Origin of the sequence: Paraburkholderia phymatum (assembly GCF_038900715.1) — a bacterium.
Lineage (GTDB): Bacteria > Pseudomonadota > Gammaproteobacteria > Burkholderiales > Burkholderiaceae > Paraburkholderia > Paraburkholderia phymatum_A.
Genome location: NZ_JAYMRZ010000002.1, coordinates 346713 through 361186 on the forward strand (window position 1 = coordinate 346713; position 14474 = coordinate 361186).

General features: G+C 62.4%; 14 protein-coding genes and 1 riboswitch. Of the genes, 5 read left to right on the top strand and 9 right to left on the bottom strand.

Going from position 1 to position 14474, the window contains the following annotated elements:
- Positions 1-18: 18 nt before the first annotated feature.
- Positions 19-330 carry a hypothetical protein gene (locus VSR68_RS04835; protein ID WP_342938699.1) on the top strand — a complete coding sequence of 104 codons (312 nt, stop codon included), beginning with the start codon at positions 19-21 and terminating at the stop codon, positions 328-330.
- A 126-nt stretch (positions 331-456) separates the two neighbouring features.
- The gene (locus tag VSR68_RS04840; RefSeq protein ID WP_342938700.1) at positions 457-1446 is read left to right on the top strand and encodes a zinc-dependent alcohol dehydrogenase family protein; all 990 of its coding nucleotides are present in this window, start codon (positions 457-459) and stop codon (positions 1444-1446) included.
- A 44-nt stretch (positions 1447-1490) separates the two neighbouring features.
- Here the strand turns inward: VSR68_RS04840 and VSR68_RS04845 are convergent, their stop codons facing one another.
- Genes VSR68_RS04845 through hyfB form a run of 6 tightly spaced genes read right to left on the bottom strand, consistent with a single transcriptional unit; the run spans position 1491 to position 8653 of the window.
- The gene (locus tag VSR68_RS04845; RefSeq protein WP_342938701.1) at positions 1491-2018 is read right to left on the bottom strand and encodes an NADH-quinone oxidoreductase subunit B family protein; all 528 of its coding nucleotides are present in this window, start codon (positions 2016-2018) and stop codon (positions 1491-1493) included.
- Positions 2018-3580, bottom strand: a complete 1563-nt coding sequence (locus tag VSR68_RS04850; RefSeq protein ID WP_342938702.1) for an NADH-quinone oxidoreductase subunit C — start codon at positions 3578-3580, stop codon at positions 2018-2020. The genes VSR68_RS04845 and VSR68_RS04850 overlap by 1 nt, the downstream gene beginning before the upstream one ends.
- Before the next feature lie 3 nt (positions 3581-3583).
- A complete protein-coding gene (locus tag VSR68_RS04855; RefSeq protein ID WP_342938703.1) occupies positions 3584-5044 on the bottom strand; it encodes a hydrogenase 4 subunit F in 1461 nt (486 codons plus the stop codon).
- Positions 5037-5696 carry a formate hydrogenlyase gene (locus VSR68_RS04860; protein WP_342938704.1) on the bottom strand — a complete coding sequence of 220 codons (660 nt, stop codon included), beginning with the start codon at positions 5694-5696 and terminating at the stop codon, positions 5037-5039. The genes VSR68_RS04855 and VSR68_RS04860 overlap by 8 nt, the downstream gene beginning before the upstream one ends.
- On the bottom strand, positions 5697-6647 hold the full coding sequence (locus VSR68_RS04865; protein WP_342938705.1) for a respiratory chain complex I subunit 1 family protein: 951 nt from the start codon (positions 6645-6647) through the stop codon (positions 5697-5699).
- A complete protein-coding gene (gene hyfB, locus VSR68_RS04870; protein WP_342938706.1) occupies positions 6644-8653 on the bottom strand; it encodes a hydrogenase 4 subunit B in 2010 nt (669 codons plus the stop codon). Before hyfB ends, VSR68_RS04865 begins: the two co-directional genes overlap by 4 nt.
- 445 nt (positions 8654-9098) lie before the next feature.
- Here hyfB and VSR68_RS04875 point away from each other — a divergent pair, with 445 nt between their 5' ends.
- The 3 genes from VSR68_RS04875 to VSR68_RS04885 all read left to right on the top strand — a co-directional run bounded on the left by VSR68_RS04875 (position 9099) and on the right by VSR68_RS04885 (position 10859).
- Positions 9099-9869: a YoaK family protein gene (locus VSR68_RS04875; RefSeq protein WP_342938707.1), complete on the top strand. Its 771-nt coding sequence runs from the start codon at positions 9099-9101 to the stop codon at positions 9867-9869.
- A gap of 196 nt (positions 9870-10065) precedes the next feature.
- Positions 10066-10512: a hypothetical protein gene (locus tag VSR68_RS04880; RefSeq protein ID WP_428983454.1), complete on the top strand. Its 447-nt coding sequence runs from the start codon at positions 10066-10068 to the stop codon at positions 10510-10512.
- Between the two features lie 149 nt (positions 10513-10661).
- Entirely contained in the window at positions 10662-10859 is a 198-nt protein-coding gene (locus VSR68_RS04885) for a ribbon-helix-helix protein, CopG family (RefSeq protein WP_087736466.1), read from the top strand.
- Between the two features lie 440 nt (positions 10860-11299).
- On the opposite strand, the gene VSR68_RS04890 is transcribed toward VSR68_RS04885, so the two are convergent.
- From VSR68_RS04890 to VSR68_RS04900, 3 genes are all read right to left on the bottom strand, one after another.
- Positions 11300-11671: a DUF190 domain-containing protein gene (locus tag VSR68_RS04890; protein WP_342938709.1), complete on the bottom strand. Its 372-nt coding sequence runs from the start codon at positions 11669-11671 to the stop codon at positions 11300-11302.
- A 189-nt stretch (positions 11672-11860) separates the two neighbouring features.
- Positions 11861-12205 (bottom strand): DUF190 domain-containing protein, encoded by a 345-nt coding sequence (locus tag VSR68_RS04895; protein ID WP_342938710.1) that lies wholly within the window; start codon positions 12203-12205, stop codon positions 11861-11863.
- A gap of 205 nt (positions 12206-12410) precedes the next feature.
- Positions 12411-12476: riboswitch (Fluoride riboswitch) on the bottom strand.
- A gap of 116 nt (positions 12477-12592) precedes the next feature.
- Positions 12593-14221 (bottom strand): APC family permease, encoded by a 1629-nt coding sequence (locus tag VSR68_RS04900; protein ID WP_342938711.1) that lies wholly within the window; start codon positions 14219-14221, stop codon positions 12593-12595.
- Between the last annotated feature and the right edge of the window lie 253 nt (positions 14222-14474).

A 14474-nucleotide genomic window follows, 5' to 3' on the forward strand; every position in this document is an offset into this window, starting at 1 on the left:
ATCAATGCGAGGTTGAGCATGGAAACGAAACTGACTGCCCACTTGCCGACCGTCGATGTGGAAATCACTCGACGCAAGCTGCCCGATCTTGGCGCAGAAAGCATCGCGATTCACATCACGGCCGTACCGACCATCGAAGCGGCCGCGCAGTGGTTCTTTCAACCCGCCCTCTTTTCGCTGATGTCGCCCCTCATGTCGCCGATGTCGACGTGGGCAATCTGGATGCGCGCCTGGCAACCGTGGCTCGCCTCCATCGCCGTGCCCGAACGCGCGGCGCAAGGACGCGAAAAACGGCTCCGGGATGACAACGCCGCCCCTGATACGCGTTGACGCAAACGCACGCCGCCACAGCGCGCTAACATGCATGTTGCAGATGGGAATCGGCGTGCCGCATGACGCGGCTGCGCGATTCGATCGGCAGCGGCCATCGCCTGCTTAGTGCGAGGAGGATTGATCATGCGCGCCATGGTTTTCGACGGTTCGAGTCCGCAGCTCGCCGAACGCGATCTGCCTGACCGCGCGCCGGCAGCAGGCGAACTGCTGATCGACGTTCACGCGTGCGGCGTGTGCAGAACCGATCTGCATGTCGTCGATGGCGAGTTGAGCGAGCCGAAGCGTCCCTTGATTCCGGGCCATGAAATCGTCGGCAGAGTCGCGGCGCGTGGCGCGGACGTGACCGCGTTCGAAATCGGCGACCGCGTCGGCGTGCCGTGGCTCGGCAAGACATGCGGCGTCTGTCCATACTGCGCGGGCGGCCGTGAAAATCTCTGCGATGCGCCCGCCTTTACCGGCTACACGATCGACGGCGGTTACGCCGAACAGGTTGTCGCCGATAGCCGCTACTGCCTGCACCTGCCCGCGAACTACGACGACGCGCAAGCAGCGCCGCTGCTGTGCGCCGGGCTCATCGGCTACCGCACGCTGAGCATGGCGGGCGATGCGCGGCGCGTCGGCATCTACGGATTCGGCGCGGCAGCGCATATCGTCGCGCAGGTCGCGCGTCATCAGGGCCGCAGCGTGTACGCGTTCACGCGCCCCAGCGACACCACCGCACAACGGCTCGCGCGCAGACTCGGCGCCGTTTGGGCGGGCGGCAGCGACGAAACCGCGCCCGATCCGCTCGACGCCGCGTTGATCTTCGCGCCCGTCGGCGCGCTCGTGCCGGCCGCGCTGAAGGCCGTCGCGAAAGGCGGCATCGTGGTGTGCGGCGGCATCCACATGAGCGACATCCCCGCGTTCCCCTATGCGTTCCTGTGGGGCGAGCGCCGCGTGGTGTCGGTAGCGAATCTGACGCGAGCCGATGGCGCGGCGTTCATGAAGATCGCCGGGGAAACGCAGCTCGATATCGAAGTCACGCGCTATCCGCTCGCCGAAGCGAACCGCGCGCTCGACGATCTGCGCAACGGCCGCGTGTCAGGCGCGGCTGTGCTGATCGTGCGTGAGTGAAAAGCGAAGACTGATCGCGGCCGGAAACACGGCGATTTCACGGCTTACGGTGCGGACTTGTCCCCTCTCGCACGAAGCGCGGTGAGAATGCCCCTAAGCAGATCGACGGGCGGCGGCGGACAGCCCGGTATGGTGACATCCACGGGAAGAAGATTCGACAGCGGCCCGCACACCGCGTAACTGCCGCCGAAGATGCCGCCCGTGCATGCACAATCGCCGGCGGCAACCACCAGCTTCGGATGAGGCGTGGCCTCCCACGCGCGGCGCACGGCTTCCTTCATGTTCAGCGACAGCGGTCCTGTGACCAGCAGCATGTCCGCATGCCGCGGACTCGCGACGAATTTGATGCCGAGGCCCTCGATGTTGTAGTACGGGTTGTTCAGCGCATGGATTTCCAGCTCGCATCCGTTGCACGAGCCGGCGTCGATCTGTCGAATGCACAGCGCGCGGCCGAGCACGTCGAGAATGTCTGCGTGGAGTTGCTGATGCTCGGTTCGCCACGCATCGTTGTCGGTGGGGATGCGCTGGGACGGAATATCAGTCCGCGCGATCTGCTTGAGAAGTTGCCACATTAGAGATCGTGCCCCGCGTAGTTCAGATTGAACGACTTGTTGATCAACGGGAAATCCGGAACGATGTTGCCGATGATCGCGTGCTCCAGCGCCGGCCAGTTCTGCCAGGACGGATCATGGCAATGACAGCGCGCGATCGTCCCGTTTTCGCCCGTCTCGATCGCGACGAACACATCGCCACGCCAGCCTTCGACCCAGCCGACGCCGCAAGACGGCGGCTGGCCGGCGTCGATCGGTTCCGCAATGTCGCCATCTGGCAGAGCGTCGAGAAACGCGCCAATCAACCGCAGCGACTCGTAGACCTCGTTGAACCGCACAGCGACACGCGCGGCCACGTCGCAACGGTTGTCGGTGACGGCTTGCGCCTCGACTTCGTGATACGGCGCATACGGATGATCGACGCGCACGTCGATACGCAGCCCGCTCGCCCGTGCCGCGAGGCCGCATACGCTGAAATGTGACGCTACCTTCGCGGCGAGCTTGCCCGCGCCCGCAAAGCGGTCCTGCAAGCCCGACTGGTCGTCGTAGATGCGCTGCATCACGCGGACTTCGACCTCGATCCGTTCGCACTGCTCCGCGAGGGCCGCGATCAAATCCGCCGTCACGTCACGCGCGACACCACCCGGGATTATCTGATCCATCAGATATCGATGGCCAAACACCCGATCGTTCAGGCGCAGCCAGTCTTCCTTCATTCGGGAAAATTGCGCGAGGCCGAATGCGAATCCCGCATCGTTGCCGAGCGCGCCCAGATCACCCAGGTGATTGGCAACGCGCTCGCGTTCGAGCAATAGCGCTCTCAGCCACTGCGCGCGCGGCGGAACGAAAACGTTCCATGCACGCTCGACGGCCATGCAATAGGCCCACGAAAAGGCAACCGTCGTGTCGCCGGCAATGCGCGCGGCGAGGCGCTGGCCGCGCAGCACGGGCGTCTGCTCGAAGAGCCGCTCGATGCCCCGATGCGCGTAGCCAAGCCGCTCCTCCAGCCGCAACACCTTCTCTCCGACGACCGAAAAGCGAAAGTGCCCCGGCTCGATCGTGCCCGCATGAATCGGCCCGACCGCTATCTCATGCACACCGTCGCCGGCAACGGGCACGAACGGATAGTCCGCTTCCCGCGACTCGAAGCGCTCGTTTCCGGACGACTGCTTCTGAAGCGGAAAATAATCGGCGGGCCAGTTGCCGTGGTTCAGCCAGGGCCGCGTATCGGCGGCGCCCGTTGCGCGCACGCCGAGCAGATCGTAGACCGCGCGCTGCATCCGCGATGCACACGCAAAGATGCCGGAAAGATCCGGATAGCCGGCGTCTTTGCCGCCATCTCGCGCGACGGGCAATTGCGCCCACAGCAGGCCATCTTCCATTGCATAGGCAGCCGAAACGACGAACGCGCCCGTCGCCGCTTCCTTGCCCCACAGCGAGATCAGGCGCCCGCCGTGCTCCCGGACGGCGCCCGCGATGCGAACCCACGTCACGGAATCGACTTGCGCCAGAAACGCCGACGCCTTGCCGGTGAACATCGACAGCCGCACGACATCAGAAAGTCCGAGTTCGTCGATTCGCATGCATCACCCCGCGAGCATCGCCGCCGCCTGCCGATACCACGTCGCAAGATAAGGCGGAATGTAAAGCCCGAGCATCAGACCCAAACCCAGGTGAACGAATACGGGCAGCAGCGCCGGCGGATGCTCGAGCGCCGTCGCCGTGGTCTTGCCGAACACCATGTGCTGCACGCGCGCGAAGATGATCGCGAACGCCACCGCAAGCGCGAGCAGCAGAAACGGCGTCGCCCACGGCAGTTCGCTGATTGCCGTCGTGAGGATCAGGAACTCGCTCGCGAACACGCCGAACGGCGGCATGCCGAGAATCGCGAGCGCGCCGAGCATCATGCCCCACCCGACCGTCGGGCTCACGCGCAACAGTCCGCGTATGTCGTCGATCACCTGCGTGTGCGCCTTCTGCGCCGCGTGCCCGACGGCGAAGAAGATCGCCGACTTGACGAGCGAATGGACCGTCATATGCAGCAGACCCGCGAACGTCGCGGTAGGGCCGCCGAGCCCGAACGCGAATGTCATCAGCCCCATGTGCTCAATCGACGAATACGAGAACAGGCGCTTGACGTCCTTCTGACGCAGCAGCGAAAACGTCGCGACCAGCACCGACACCAGTCCGAATCCGATCAGCAGCCGGCCCGGCAGACCGTTTTGCAGCGCGCCGTCGGCGAGCACCTTGCAGCGGAGCACCGCGTACAGCGCGACGTTGAGCAGCAGGCCGGAAAGCACAGCGGAAATCGGCGTGGGGCCTTCGGCGTGCGCGTCGGGCAACCAGTTGTGCATCGGCACGAGGCCGACTTTCGTGCCATAGCCGATCAGCAGGAACACAAACGCCAGCGACATGATCGTCGGATCGAGTTGGCCCTTGACCGCGTTCAGGCTGCTCCACAGCAAGGCATCGCCGCCGCTCAGATGACGGCTCGCGGCGAGATAGAGCAGGATCGTGCCGAACAGCGCCTGCGCGATGCCGACGCCGCACAGGATGAAGTACTTCCACGCCGCTTCGAGACTCGCCGCCGTGCGATACACACTGACGAGCAAAACGGTGGCGAGCGTCGCGGCTTCCATCGCGACCCACAGGATGCCGACGTTGTTGGTCAGCAGCGCCAGCAGCATCGCGAACACGAACAGCTGATACATGCTGTGATAAAGGCGCATGCGCGCGCCCGTCATCTTGCCGCGGCTCTGTTCGATCCGCATGTAGGGCCGCGAAAAGATCGACGTCGTCCAGCCGACGAAGGCCGTCAACGCAACGAGAAAGACGTTGAGCGGATCGACGAAGAAGAGCTTGCCGAGCGCAAACGCGGGCCCGTGCGCGACCGTTTGCTCAGCGAGCACCATCGCGGCGATGAAGGTGAGGAAACTGAATCCGACGTTGAGATCCGGCGCCACGGCATGCTGCCCAACGAGCGCGAGAACGGCTCCCGCGCACAATGGAATCGCGAATACGAGCAGCAGTACCCAGGCGTCAGTCATCTTTGAGCTTTTCCAGGTGATGAATGTCGAGGCTGTCGAACTGCTCGCGAATCTGGAACATGAAGACGCCGAGAATCAGAATGCCGACCAGCACATCGAGCCCGATGCCGAGTTCGACGATCATCGGCATGCCGTTGGTCGCTGCTGCGGCGGCGAAAAAGAGGCCGTTCTCCATCGAAAGAAAGCCGATCACCTGCGGTATCGCCTTCGAGCGCGTGATCATCATCATGAACGACAGCAGCACGCACGCGAGCGCGATGCCGAGCGTGCCGCGCGCAACGGACGACGCGAGCTGACTGATCGGCGTCGCGACGTTGAACGCGACGATCACCAGCACGATGCCGATCAGCAGCGTCGTCGGGATGTTGAGCAGCGTCTCGACATCCGTTTTCACGTTGAGGCGCTGCACCAGCCTGTAGAGAATCCACGGAATCACGCCAACCTTGAGCACGAGCGTCAGCAGCCCGGAAATGTAGAGGTGAAGGTCGTCCGTGACGAAGCCGAGCACGAAGTTCGCCGAAACGAGCGCGATGCCCTGTAGCGTGTAGAGATGGATCAGCGAGAGGATTCGCCGCTGGCTGAGCATCGCGAACGACACCATCAGCAGAACGGCGGCCAGCAGGTTGATGATCTGCGTCGCGAGACCGTGCATTCACGCCCCCAGCAGAAAATGCACAAGCATGCCGATCACAGCGAGCAGGAACGCTGTGGCGAGAAACTCCGGCACACGGAAGATGCGCATCTTCGCGTTCGTGGTCTCCACGACCGCGAGCGCCGCGCCGCCGACCAGCAGCTTGACGAACAGCGCGGGAATCGCGAGCAGCAGCGCAACGGGATTGCCGGCCTCGGCAATGCCCCACGGCACGAAGAGCGCAAGCCCGATGCACGAATACGCAAACAGTTTCAGACTCGCGGCCAACTCCATCAGCGCGAGATGCCGGCCCGAATACTCGAGGATCAGCGCTTCGTGAATCATCGTCAGCTCGAGGTGCGTCGTCGGATTGTCGACGGGCAATCGTGCGTTTTCTGCGAGCGACACCATCGTGAACGCAATGCCCGCGAACGCGAGGCTCGGGTAGATCGCGAGTTCCTGGTGGCTCAACGTGCCGACGATCTGCGTGAGCAATGTGGAATGCGTGATTAGCGATGCGGAGAACAGCACCATCAGCAGGGCCGGTTCTGCGAGAAAGCCCACCAGCATTTCGCGGCGCGCGCCGAGCGTGCCGAATGCCGTGCCGACATCCATCGCCGCCAGCGAGATTGCGACGCGCGCCAGTGCGAAGAGCCCGACGAGAGCGATTGCATCGGCGGCAGGCGACAGCGGCAGTTCCGTCGACAGCGTCGGCACGATTGCACACGCGAGCGTCATGCACGCGCAGATCACATACGGCGCGCCGCGAAACACGGGACTCGCATGTTGAGCGACGATCGATTCCTTGTTGAACAGCTTGTGCAGCGTTCGGTACGGCTGCCAGATGGAAGGCGCGCGTTTGTTCTGCAGCCACGCGCGGCACATGGTGATCCAGCCGGACAACAGCGGAGCGGCCGCCAGCGCCAGCACGATTTCGAGCATCTGCGAGAGCAGTCCGGAGGGCGTCATCATCGTCGCACCAGGATCAGCAGGACAATGAGCACAAGGAAGCTGTACATCAGATACACGGCGATGCGGCCTGTCTGGAGCAAGCCCGCCACGGCCGCGATACGCGTGACGATGCGCTCGATCGGCTGGTAGATCAGCGTCCATGCGCGATCCGTTACGGCCACGCGATACACGGGGCGTGCATCGAAAGGCGAAGGCAACTGCCGTTCGATCCTGAAGAGCGGCGCAAAGATTTCGCGGATCGGCTGCCCGAAGCCCTCTGCCGTATCCTGCATGCGCGCGTTCACGAACGGATGGCCGCACGCCCACGGAATCGAGCGGCGCAAGCGCCCGTGATAGAAGCGGCGCACCAGTATCCACACCAGCGCGCAGCACGCAAGGAAGAACAGCAGAAACGCGACGGGCATGTAGCTCGCGCGTTCGATATTGACGGGCGCGAGCAGCAGCCAGCCGTTGCGGGCGACCGTCTCGCCGATGCCCGCGCCGATCATCGCATGCGTCACGCGGTCGAGCACCACAACGAACTGCACCGGCAACAGCCCGAGCAACACGCACATCGCCGCGAGCCACACGAAGCCGGCCCGCTCCCACGGGCTCGCGTCGTGGGCGTCACTCAGCTTTGCTTCGCGCGGCTGTCCGAGAAAGATGATCCCGAAGAACTTGACCATCGTGTAGCCGGCGAGCGCGGCAACGAGTGCGATCAGCGCCGCGACGAGCGGAACGATCATGTTCAGGAACGAGTTGGGCAGATCCGGCGTGAACAGGAAGCTCTGCAGCAGCAGCCATTCGGAGACGAATCCGCTCAAGGGCGGCAAGCCCGCGCTCGCGAGCGCGCCCAGCAGCGCGACCCACGCGGTCCATGGCATGAAGCGGATCAGGCCGCCGAGGCGTCCAAGATTGCGTTCACCCGTTGCGTGCAAGACGGAGCCCGTCGCGATGAACAGCAGGCTCTTGAAGGCCGCGTGGCTCGCGATCTGATAGAGCAGCGCGGTCAGCGACAACGCCGCGAGTGCCGGCATGTCGAACGCACGGAAAAGAATGGCCAGCCCCATGCTGACGAACATCAGACCGATGTTGTCGATCGACGAGTATGCGAGCAGCCTCTTCATGTCGGTCTGGATCGCGCTGAACACGACGCCGAACAGCGCCGTGAAGAGCCCGAGCGCGAGCAGCACCACGCCCCACCACGCGATCTGCACATGCAGCAGGTCGAACACCGTGCGCAGCACGCCGTAGAGCCCTGCCTTCAGGACAAAGCCGCTCATCAATGCCGATACGGGCGATGGCGCGGCCGGATGCGCCTCCGGCAACCAGACGTGCAGCGGAAAGATGCCCGCTTTCGCGCCGAATCCGAACAGCGCAAGAACAAATGCGATTGAGGCCCAGAACGCGTCCAGATGCTGCTGCCGCATGCCGGCAAACGTGTAGTCCCCCGTATTCGCCTGCAGCAAGCCGAAACACAGCAGCAAACCGAGCGCGCCGACGTGCGAGATCAGGAAGTACAGATATCCGGCACGGCGGATTTCGTCGATGCGATGGTTGCTCATCACGAGAAACGTTGCCGCCAGCGTCATCGTTTCCCATGCAACCATGAAGCAGTAGGCATCGTTCGCCACGAGCACGAGCGCGAGGCCCGCGAGGCACACGTGATATTCGAAGCAGAGCAGACCGGGGGGCGTGCCTTCGCCCTTGCGGAAGTAGCCGGCGGAGAACGCGCTGACGCCGGCGCCGACCATGCCGAGCACGGCAAGAAAATACGAGGACAGGCCATCGAGCCGCACATGAAACGGCAAACCGGGCAACCCGAGCGGCAGGATCGTTTCCTGAGGGGCGGAAAACACGCCGGCAAGTCCCAGCGCGCACAACAGGACCCCAAACGCCGCGCCAGCCGGAAACAACCCGTGCGCCACGACGCGCGTGCGGCGCAGGCTGGCGAGCCCCAGCACCGCGATGGCGAGCCAGCCCGCAATCACGAGCAACACGGCCTGAAGGATGGTGGGAGAAGCCATCGCGTGTCGTATCTACTTGCGCGCCTGGCGGCCCACAGCGACGACGCCGGCCCATAACGGACGATCAGCGGCTCTCGCACAGCCTTCACTGCACCGTGAACGCGAGCGCTTTCCTTCGCGTCCTTCCGTTTGAACAGGCTGTCCGTCTGCCGCAAATCCGCACTGCATGGGATGTCTCCGCTCGATGTCGGGACCCAAAACATCGGTCCCGCGTCAGGAACATACCGTTATCAGAGTATGATAATGGCGTTATCATCCTATCAGTTTTGCCCGCAGGATTCCATACAACGTCGACGACGCGCGCCGCTTAATGCCGGCCCCTCCGCCCTCGCCGCTGCTTCACTGCGATCCGTGCTTTGGACCCAAGGCCAGCGTGAAATCCGACGCTAAGGAGATCACGCCCCAACCGTACACGTGTACACGCCACGACAGCAGTCGATCTCACATGCCAGCACAGTTTTTTCGAACATTGACAGGAAAGGACCGGAGTACCGCGGCAAACAGGCGCCTCGGGTTTTCACTTGCGTTCGTCGCGGGCGCGGCGAACGCAGGCGGATATCTCGCCGTCAGGCAGTATACGTCGCACATGAGCGGCGTGGTCTCCTCGATCGCCGACGACGCCGTGCTCGGCGACTTCGCGCTGGTGCTCGCGGGCGTCGGCTCGCTGATTTCGTTTCTGCTGGGCGCCGCGTGCTCGGCCGTGCTCGTCAACTGGGGACGCCGCCAGCGCCTGCACAGTCAATATGCTTCGCCGCTTCTGCTGGAAGCGTCGCTGCTGCTGTGCTTCGGATTGCTCGGCAGCCATCTGGCGCTTTGGGACACGCTATTCGTCCCCGCAACCGTCATGCTGCTGTGTTTCATCATGGGCCTGCAGAACGCGATGATCACCAAGCTGTCGGGCGCGGAGATCCGCACCACCCATATGACAGGCATCGTCACGGACATCGGCATCGAACTCGGCAAGCTCTGCTACTGGAACGCATCTCGCGACGACCCGGCGCTCACGCCCGTACTCGCCAACAGGGAGCGGCTGAAGGTGCACGCCCGCATGCTCGCGAGTTTCTTCGCGGGCGGCGTAACGGGCGCACTGGGCTTCAAGCATGTCGGCTACGCGGCGACCATTCCGTTGGCCTGCGTGCTCACGGTGCTCGCGATCATTCCGCTGCTCGACGATCTGCGCGAGCGAACGTGGGGGCCCGCCCGCAGGCCTGAGTGAGCGCGTCATCGAGCAAGCGGGCGGCATGCATGGACGTTTGCGAGGCCTATCGACACGCACATGGTATTATCATGTCATTAACATATAATTCTGATCGATAACGGGTGAAATTGACGGACTGAACCTGCTGCGGCAAGCCATGAAGCAGTGCGGCACCGCTGGTTCGCGAAGTCCGTGCGAAAGCAAGGAACTCAATGTGATTGACCCTGGCGCAGCTCTGCTGTCATACGACCATGCGTGTCGTCTCGTACGGGATGTGACCGGCGATCACGGTCTGATCGTGATCGGCGTCGGCACGGCTGGGGAACGCGGGTTCCAGATGCTCTACCGGTTTGCGGAAGTTTGCGACCGGCTCGAAGCCCAGGGGATCAACGTCATCTTCGTTTATCCGAAGGCATCGGCACGCCATGTGTTCGATGCGATGTCGGTGCGCGGTTCCCGGTATCGAGGAAAGACATGCCTGTTTCTCGACGGCGATGGCCGGCTCTTTCGCAAGCCGGTTCAGCCGCGGGCGTTGCGTGCGGTGTATCTCGACGCCAGGATGCGACAGGCGGGAACGGCAGACGTAACGCTCGACAGCGAAACGTGGGACGAACAGTTGCGCAGTTTCTTTTCAGACGTCGTCGGTCGGCGACTGCATTGAATCGGGTTGGCGAATGATCGTCAGTAATTGTCAATGCGCGCGATTGTGAATGCCGTGCCGGACGATTATTCGCTAATGACATTCTCCTGATGTTACGCAGGCACGCGATCTATTATAATTTGATTAACATACCTGATCCCGCTCCCGCCATGGAAACGAAAAGTGCCCGATTAACCGTCCTGATCGACCCTGTCAAGAAAGAGGCGTTCGAGAAACTCTGCGCCGCACAGGATCTGACGCCCTCCCAGGTGGTTCGGCAGCTTATCAGAGAGTACCTCGAGCAGCACGGCGTGACCTGGAAGACGCGAAGCGCAATAGGTTCGCGCACACGGCAGAAGGCGGAGTAAAGCCGCGCACGCTTCGCTATAAGGCTAAAAGGTCGAAGAGGTACTTACCCCGGCTTTCGACAGCGCATGGTCATTGTCTTTTGACACGGTCCTTTTCTCCCTGACTATCTGCGCATACAGGTCTTCGCCATAGCTCGCCACCAGTTTCGTGCGCATGGCCAACATCTGTTCCGGAAACTGGCAGACAGTATTCAGAACTTCGCTGCGCTCGCAATCGCGCATCACGATCTGTGGATATTCGATCGCCCGTGGGTCGGTAGGCGGAATGCAAAAGTATTCATCCCGCTCGCGAATCGCTCAATCGATGATCTTGTCGAGGTCAACTCGGAAGCCCGCAAATAAAAATGCCTACTGTCCCGGCACATCCGGGACCATCATCTGCCGCGCACGATCGGCGGCGGATATAGGCAAGAGGTCGCTATACGCACAGTTGCAGCGGTCTAGTCTGCGCCTCCTTTGCGAAACAGCGAGAACTTCTTCGGATGATGCTGCGGATCGTCTTCACCCAGCACCCCGAACTCGATCGGCATACGCGTATAGAAAACGTGTACGCGCTCCGCGCGGACGACGTCGAGCAAGCGCTGCGCCTCTTCGTCGGTGACGGCAACGATGATCTGCACCGGCTGGTCGGCAAGCTTGAGCATGTGCGCAGCGTGATGAGCGCCCGCGTGTCCGACGCCCTCGCTGCCGCTGATGACCGTCGCGCCGCATATGCCCAGCGCCTTCACCTCATGCAGCAGCCACTCGCAAACCGTCCTGTGACCGTGCCGTTTGTTCTGCTCGGTATAGAACGTCAGTTGATATCCGTTCATACGAATCTCCGTGGACGGACCGGACCCGCTGGGCCACAAAGCCACGGTCCTTCCCGGCAACAGGCGCGCCGGAACCATGACCCATTTCATTCTAATGCAGGCCGTCGCGCGCATGCGGATTGTGCTGCTCGATGACCGCGCCCCGTATTCCGTCAAGAGAGCTTCTTGCGGAATTCCGTGGTCGTTCGCTTAGAGGTCCGGCTGCGGCCCGCCAGGCTCGCCGAGCATTTCGAATTCAACGGGACAACGCGTGTAGAACATTCGAACGCCACCGGCGTCGAGATTCGCAAGCAACACATCGATCTGCTCGTCCGCCGCCGCAACCATGACGGCGACGGACTGATCGGCGAGCTCGAAAAAGCGCGCAGCGTGATATTTTCCGTGGGCTTCGATTCCCTCGCTGACCTCGGTCACTGTCGCACCGTGGATGCCAACTTTCGCGATTCCACCGAGCACCCACTCGACGACCGTCGAATGCAGTTTGTGATGACTCGCGTTGGATGCGTAGAGTGTGAGCTGGCTGCCCTTCGTCACGAGAACCTCCTGTGAATTTCACCGATGGTCCGATACTGAACTTCGCCGGACGCGAATCCGCAACCGTCGTCAATACGACGAGCATTCGATCCGCGACAAAAAGACCGACAGGAGACAGAAAGCGGAGACATCGAACCAGACCTGAAAAGACGATCAAATCTGGGCAGCAGGACGCTGAAGGACGAACCTACGACTTCCTGACCCAGGAACCGTAGGCATCATTAGCCGGCAATCCGGCGGTTACGGGAGGAATGCCATCTCCGTGAATTAATACTAGCACGCGATATTTGCGTTCGTATCGATCGCGTTGTAACGCAAGCAAAACGCAAAGAAACAAAACGCAAAGCGGATCACGACGTGCGTGATCCGCTTGCAACGTCGAACGTATTAGCGCGCCGACATCCACTCTTCTTCTGAAAGACCGCTCGTCGCGTACTCAGCCTCTTTTGCGCGAATCGTGTCGCGCTCGTCGAGATAGGCTGAGCGATAGCCCGTATGCACGCCCCAGTAATAGAACACGAGCGAGAACACGATCACGACCAGCATGTCCCAGCCATACGGCAACAGCCCCATCCCGCCGAACTGCTTGCTGCCGATCAGCGACAGGATCGCCATGCCCGGCAGGTACGCGACCAGCCACCACGCCGCCTTCAGATCCTGGTTGAAGCCCGTGAAGCCCGACTTCGCCTGGAAGTAGAAAAACACCGGCAGCGCGACGATCATCAGCAGGATGATCTCGCCCGTCAGCGGCCACTTCGCCCAGTACAGGATCAGCGACGCGCACACGAACGCGAACGGCGCAATCACGCCCATGCCCGGAATGTGCAGCGGGCGCTCGAGGTCCGTCGCCGAGCGGCGCAGCGACATCAGGCTGATCGGGCCCGTCAGGTACGAGATCACCGTCGCCACCGAAATCACCGCCGCCAGCGAGCTCCAGCCGCGGAAGAAGAACAGGAAGATGAACGACACCAGCAGGTTGAACCACATCGCCGGACGCGGCACGCCGTACAGCGGATGCACGCTGCCGAACATCTTCGGCATCGTGTTGTTGCGCTCCATCGCGTAGATCATGCGCGTGGTCGTCGCCATGTAGGTCGTGCCCGTGCCGCTCGGGCTGATGAACGCGTCGACGTACAGCAGGATCGCCAGCCAGTTCAGGTTCAGCGCGATCGCCAGCTCCGCGAACGGCGACTTGAAGTTGAACTGGTTCCAGCCCTTCATCACATCGCCCGGGCTCACCGCGCCGATGTACGCAATCTGCAGCAGCACGTAGATCACCAGCGCCAGCAGGATCGAGCCGATCACCGCGAACGGCACGCTCTTCGCCGGATTGCGCGCCTCGCCCGCCAGGTTGACGGGACTCTGGAAGCCGTTGAACGCGAACACGATGCCGCTCGTCGCCACGGCTGTCAGCACCGCCGACCAGCCATACGGCGCGAACGTGCTCACCTCGCCGAGGTTTTCCTTGTGGAAGCCGCTCATCATCAGGCCGAGAATCGTCAGGCCCGGAATGATGAACTTGAAGATCGTGATCGCCGTGTTGGCGCGCGCAAAGACCTTCACGCCCCAGTAGTTCAGCAGGAAGTAGATGACCACCAGCACCGCCGACAGCAGCAACCCCGGTGTCGTCAGTTCGCCGTTGATGAACAGGTTGTGCGCCCACTCGTACGGCCACGTGCTCATGTACTGGATGGAGGCCTCGGCCTCGATCGGAATCACCGACACGATCGCGATCCAGTTGGCCCATGCACTGATGAAGCCCACCAGCGCGCCGTGCGAATAGCGCGCGTAGCGCACCATGCCGCCCGACTCGGGGAACATCGACCCGAGTTCGGCATACGTCAGCGCGATCGCGAGAATCACGACAGCGCCGATCACCCACGCGCAGATCGCGGCCGGACCTGCAATCTTGGCCGCCTTCCAGGCGCCGAACAGCCAGCCCGATCCGATGATCGAGCCGAGCCCCGTCAGCATCAGCGCGAATGGGCCGATGTGCCGTTGAATAGAGCTATTCAATTGTCTTCCTCATATCCCAGATGCACGGAACCGCCAGGTCGCTTCGTCCTGACGCTGAATATTCCGGCTTTCCTTGTAATTCGATAGCGAAGCGCGACAGTTGTCGCGATGTGCGCTGCGAGACGTGTTGTCGATAGAGCGCATGCCATCGAGCGAGTGCCGGATAGTCCCCGGAATGACACTGCGCCGTCCAATGCAAATTGAGCATGAGGGTCATGTCGAATAAACATAACGTCGCGCGAACGCCGATGCG

What these genes read in the sequence shown, in the direction of transcription:
- VSR68_RS04835 (WP_342938699.1), top strand. Translation starts at nt 19, where the DNA reads ATGGAAACGAAACTGACTGCCCACTTGCCGACCGTCGATGTGGAAATC.
- VSR68_RS04840 (WP_342938700.1), top strand. Translation starts at nt 457, where the DNA reads ATGCGCGCCATGGTTTTCGACGGTTCGAGTCCGCAGCTCGCCGAACGC.
- VSR68_RS04845 (WP_342938701.1), bottom strand. Translation starts at nt 2,018, where the DNA reads ATGTGGCAACTTCTCAAGCAGATCGCGCGGACTGATATTCCGTCCCAG.
- VSR68_RS04850 (WP_342938702.1), bottom strand. Translation starts at nt 3,580, where the DNA reads ATGCGAATCGACGAACTCGGACTTTCTGATGTCGTGCGGCTGTCGATG.
- VSR68_RS04855 (WP_342938703.1), bottom strand. Translation starts at nt 5,044, where the DNA reads ATGACTGACGCCTGGGTACTGCTGCTCGTATTCGCGATTCCATTGTGC.
- VSR68_RS04860 (WP_342938704.1), bottom strand. Translation starts at nt 5,696, where the DNA reads ATGCACGGTCTCGCGACGCAGATCATCAACCTGCTGGCCGCCGTTCTG.
- VSR68_RS04865 (WP_342938705.1), bottom strand. Translation starts at nt 6,647, where the DNA reads ATGATGACGCCCTCCGGACTGCTCTCGCAGATGCTCGAAATCGTGCTG.
- hyfB (WP_342938706.1), bottom strand. Translation starts at nt 8,653, where the DNA reads ATGGCTTCTCCCACCATCCTTCAGGCCGTGTTGCTCGTGATTGCGGGC.
- VSR68_RS04875 (WP_342938707.1), top strand. Translation starts at nt 9,099, where the DNA reads ATGCCAGCACAGTTTTTTCGAACATTGACAGGAAAGGACCGGAGTACC.
- VSR68_RS04885 (WP_087736466.1), top strand. Translation starts at nt 10,662, where the DNA reads ATGGAAACGAAAAGTGCCCGATTAACCGTCCTGATCGACCCTGTCAAG.
- VSR68_RS04890 (WP_342938709.1), bottom strand. Translation starts at nt 11,671, where the DNA reads ATGAACGGATATCAACTGACGTTCTATACCGAGCAGAACAAACGGCAC.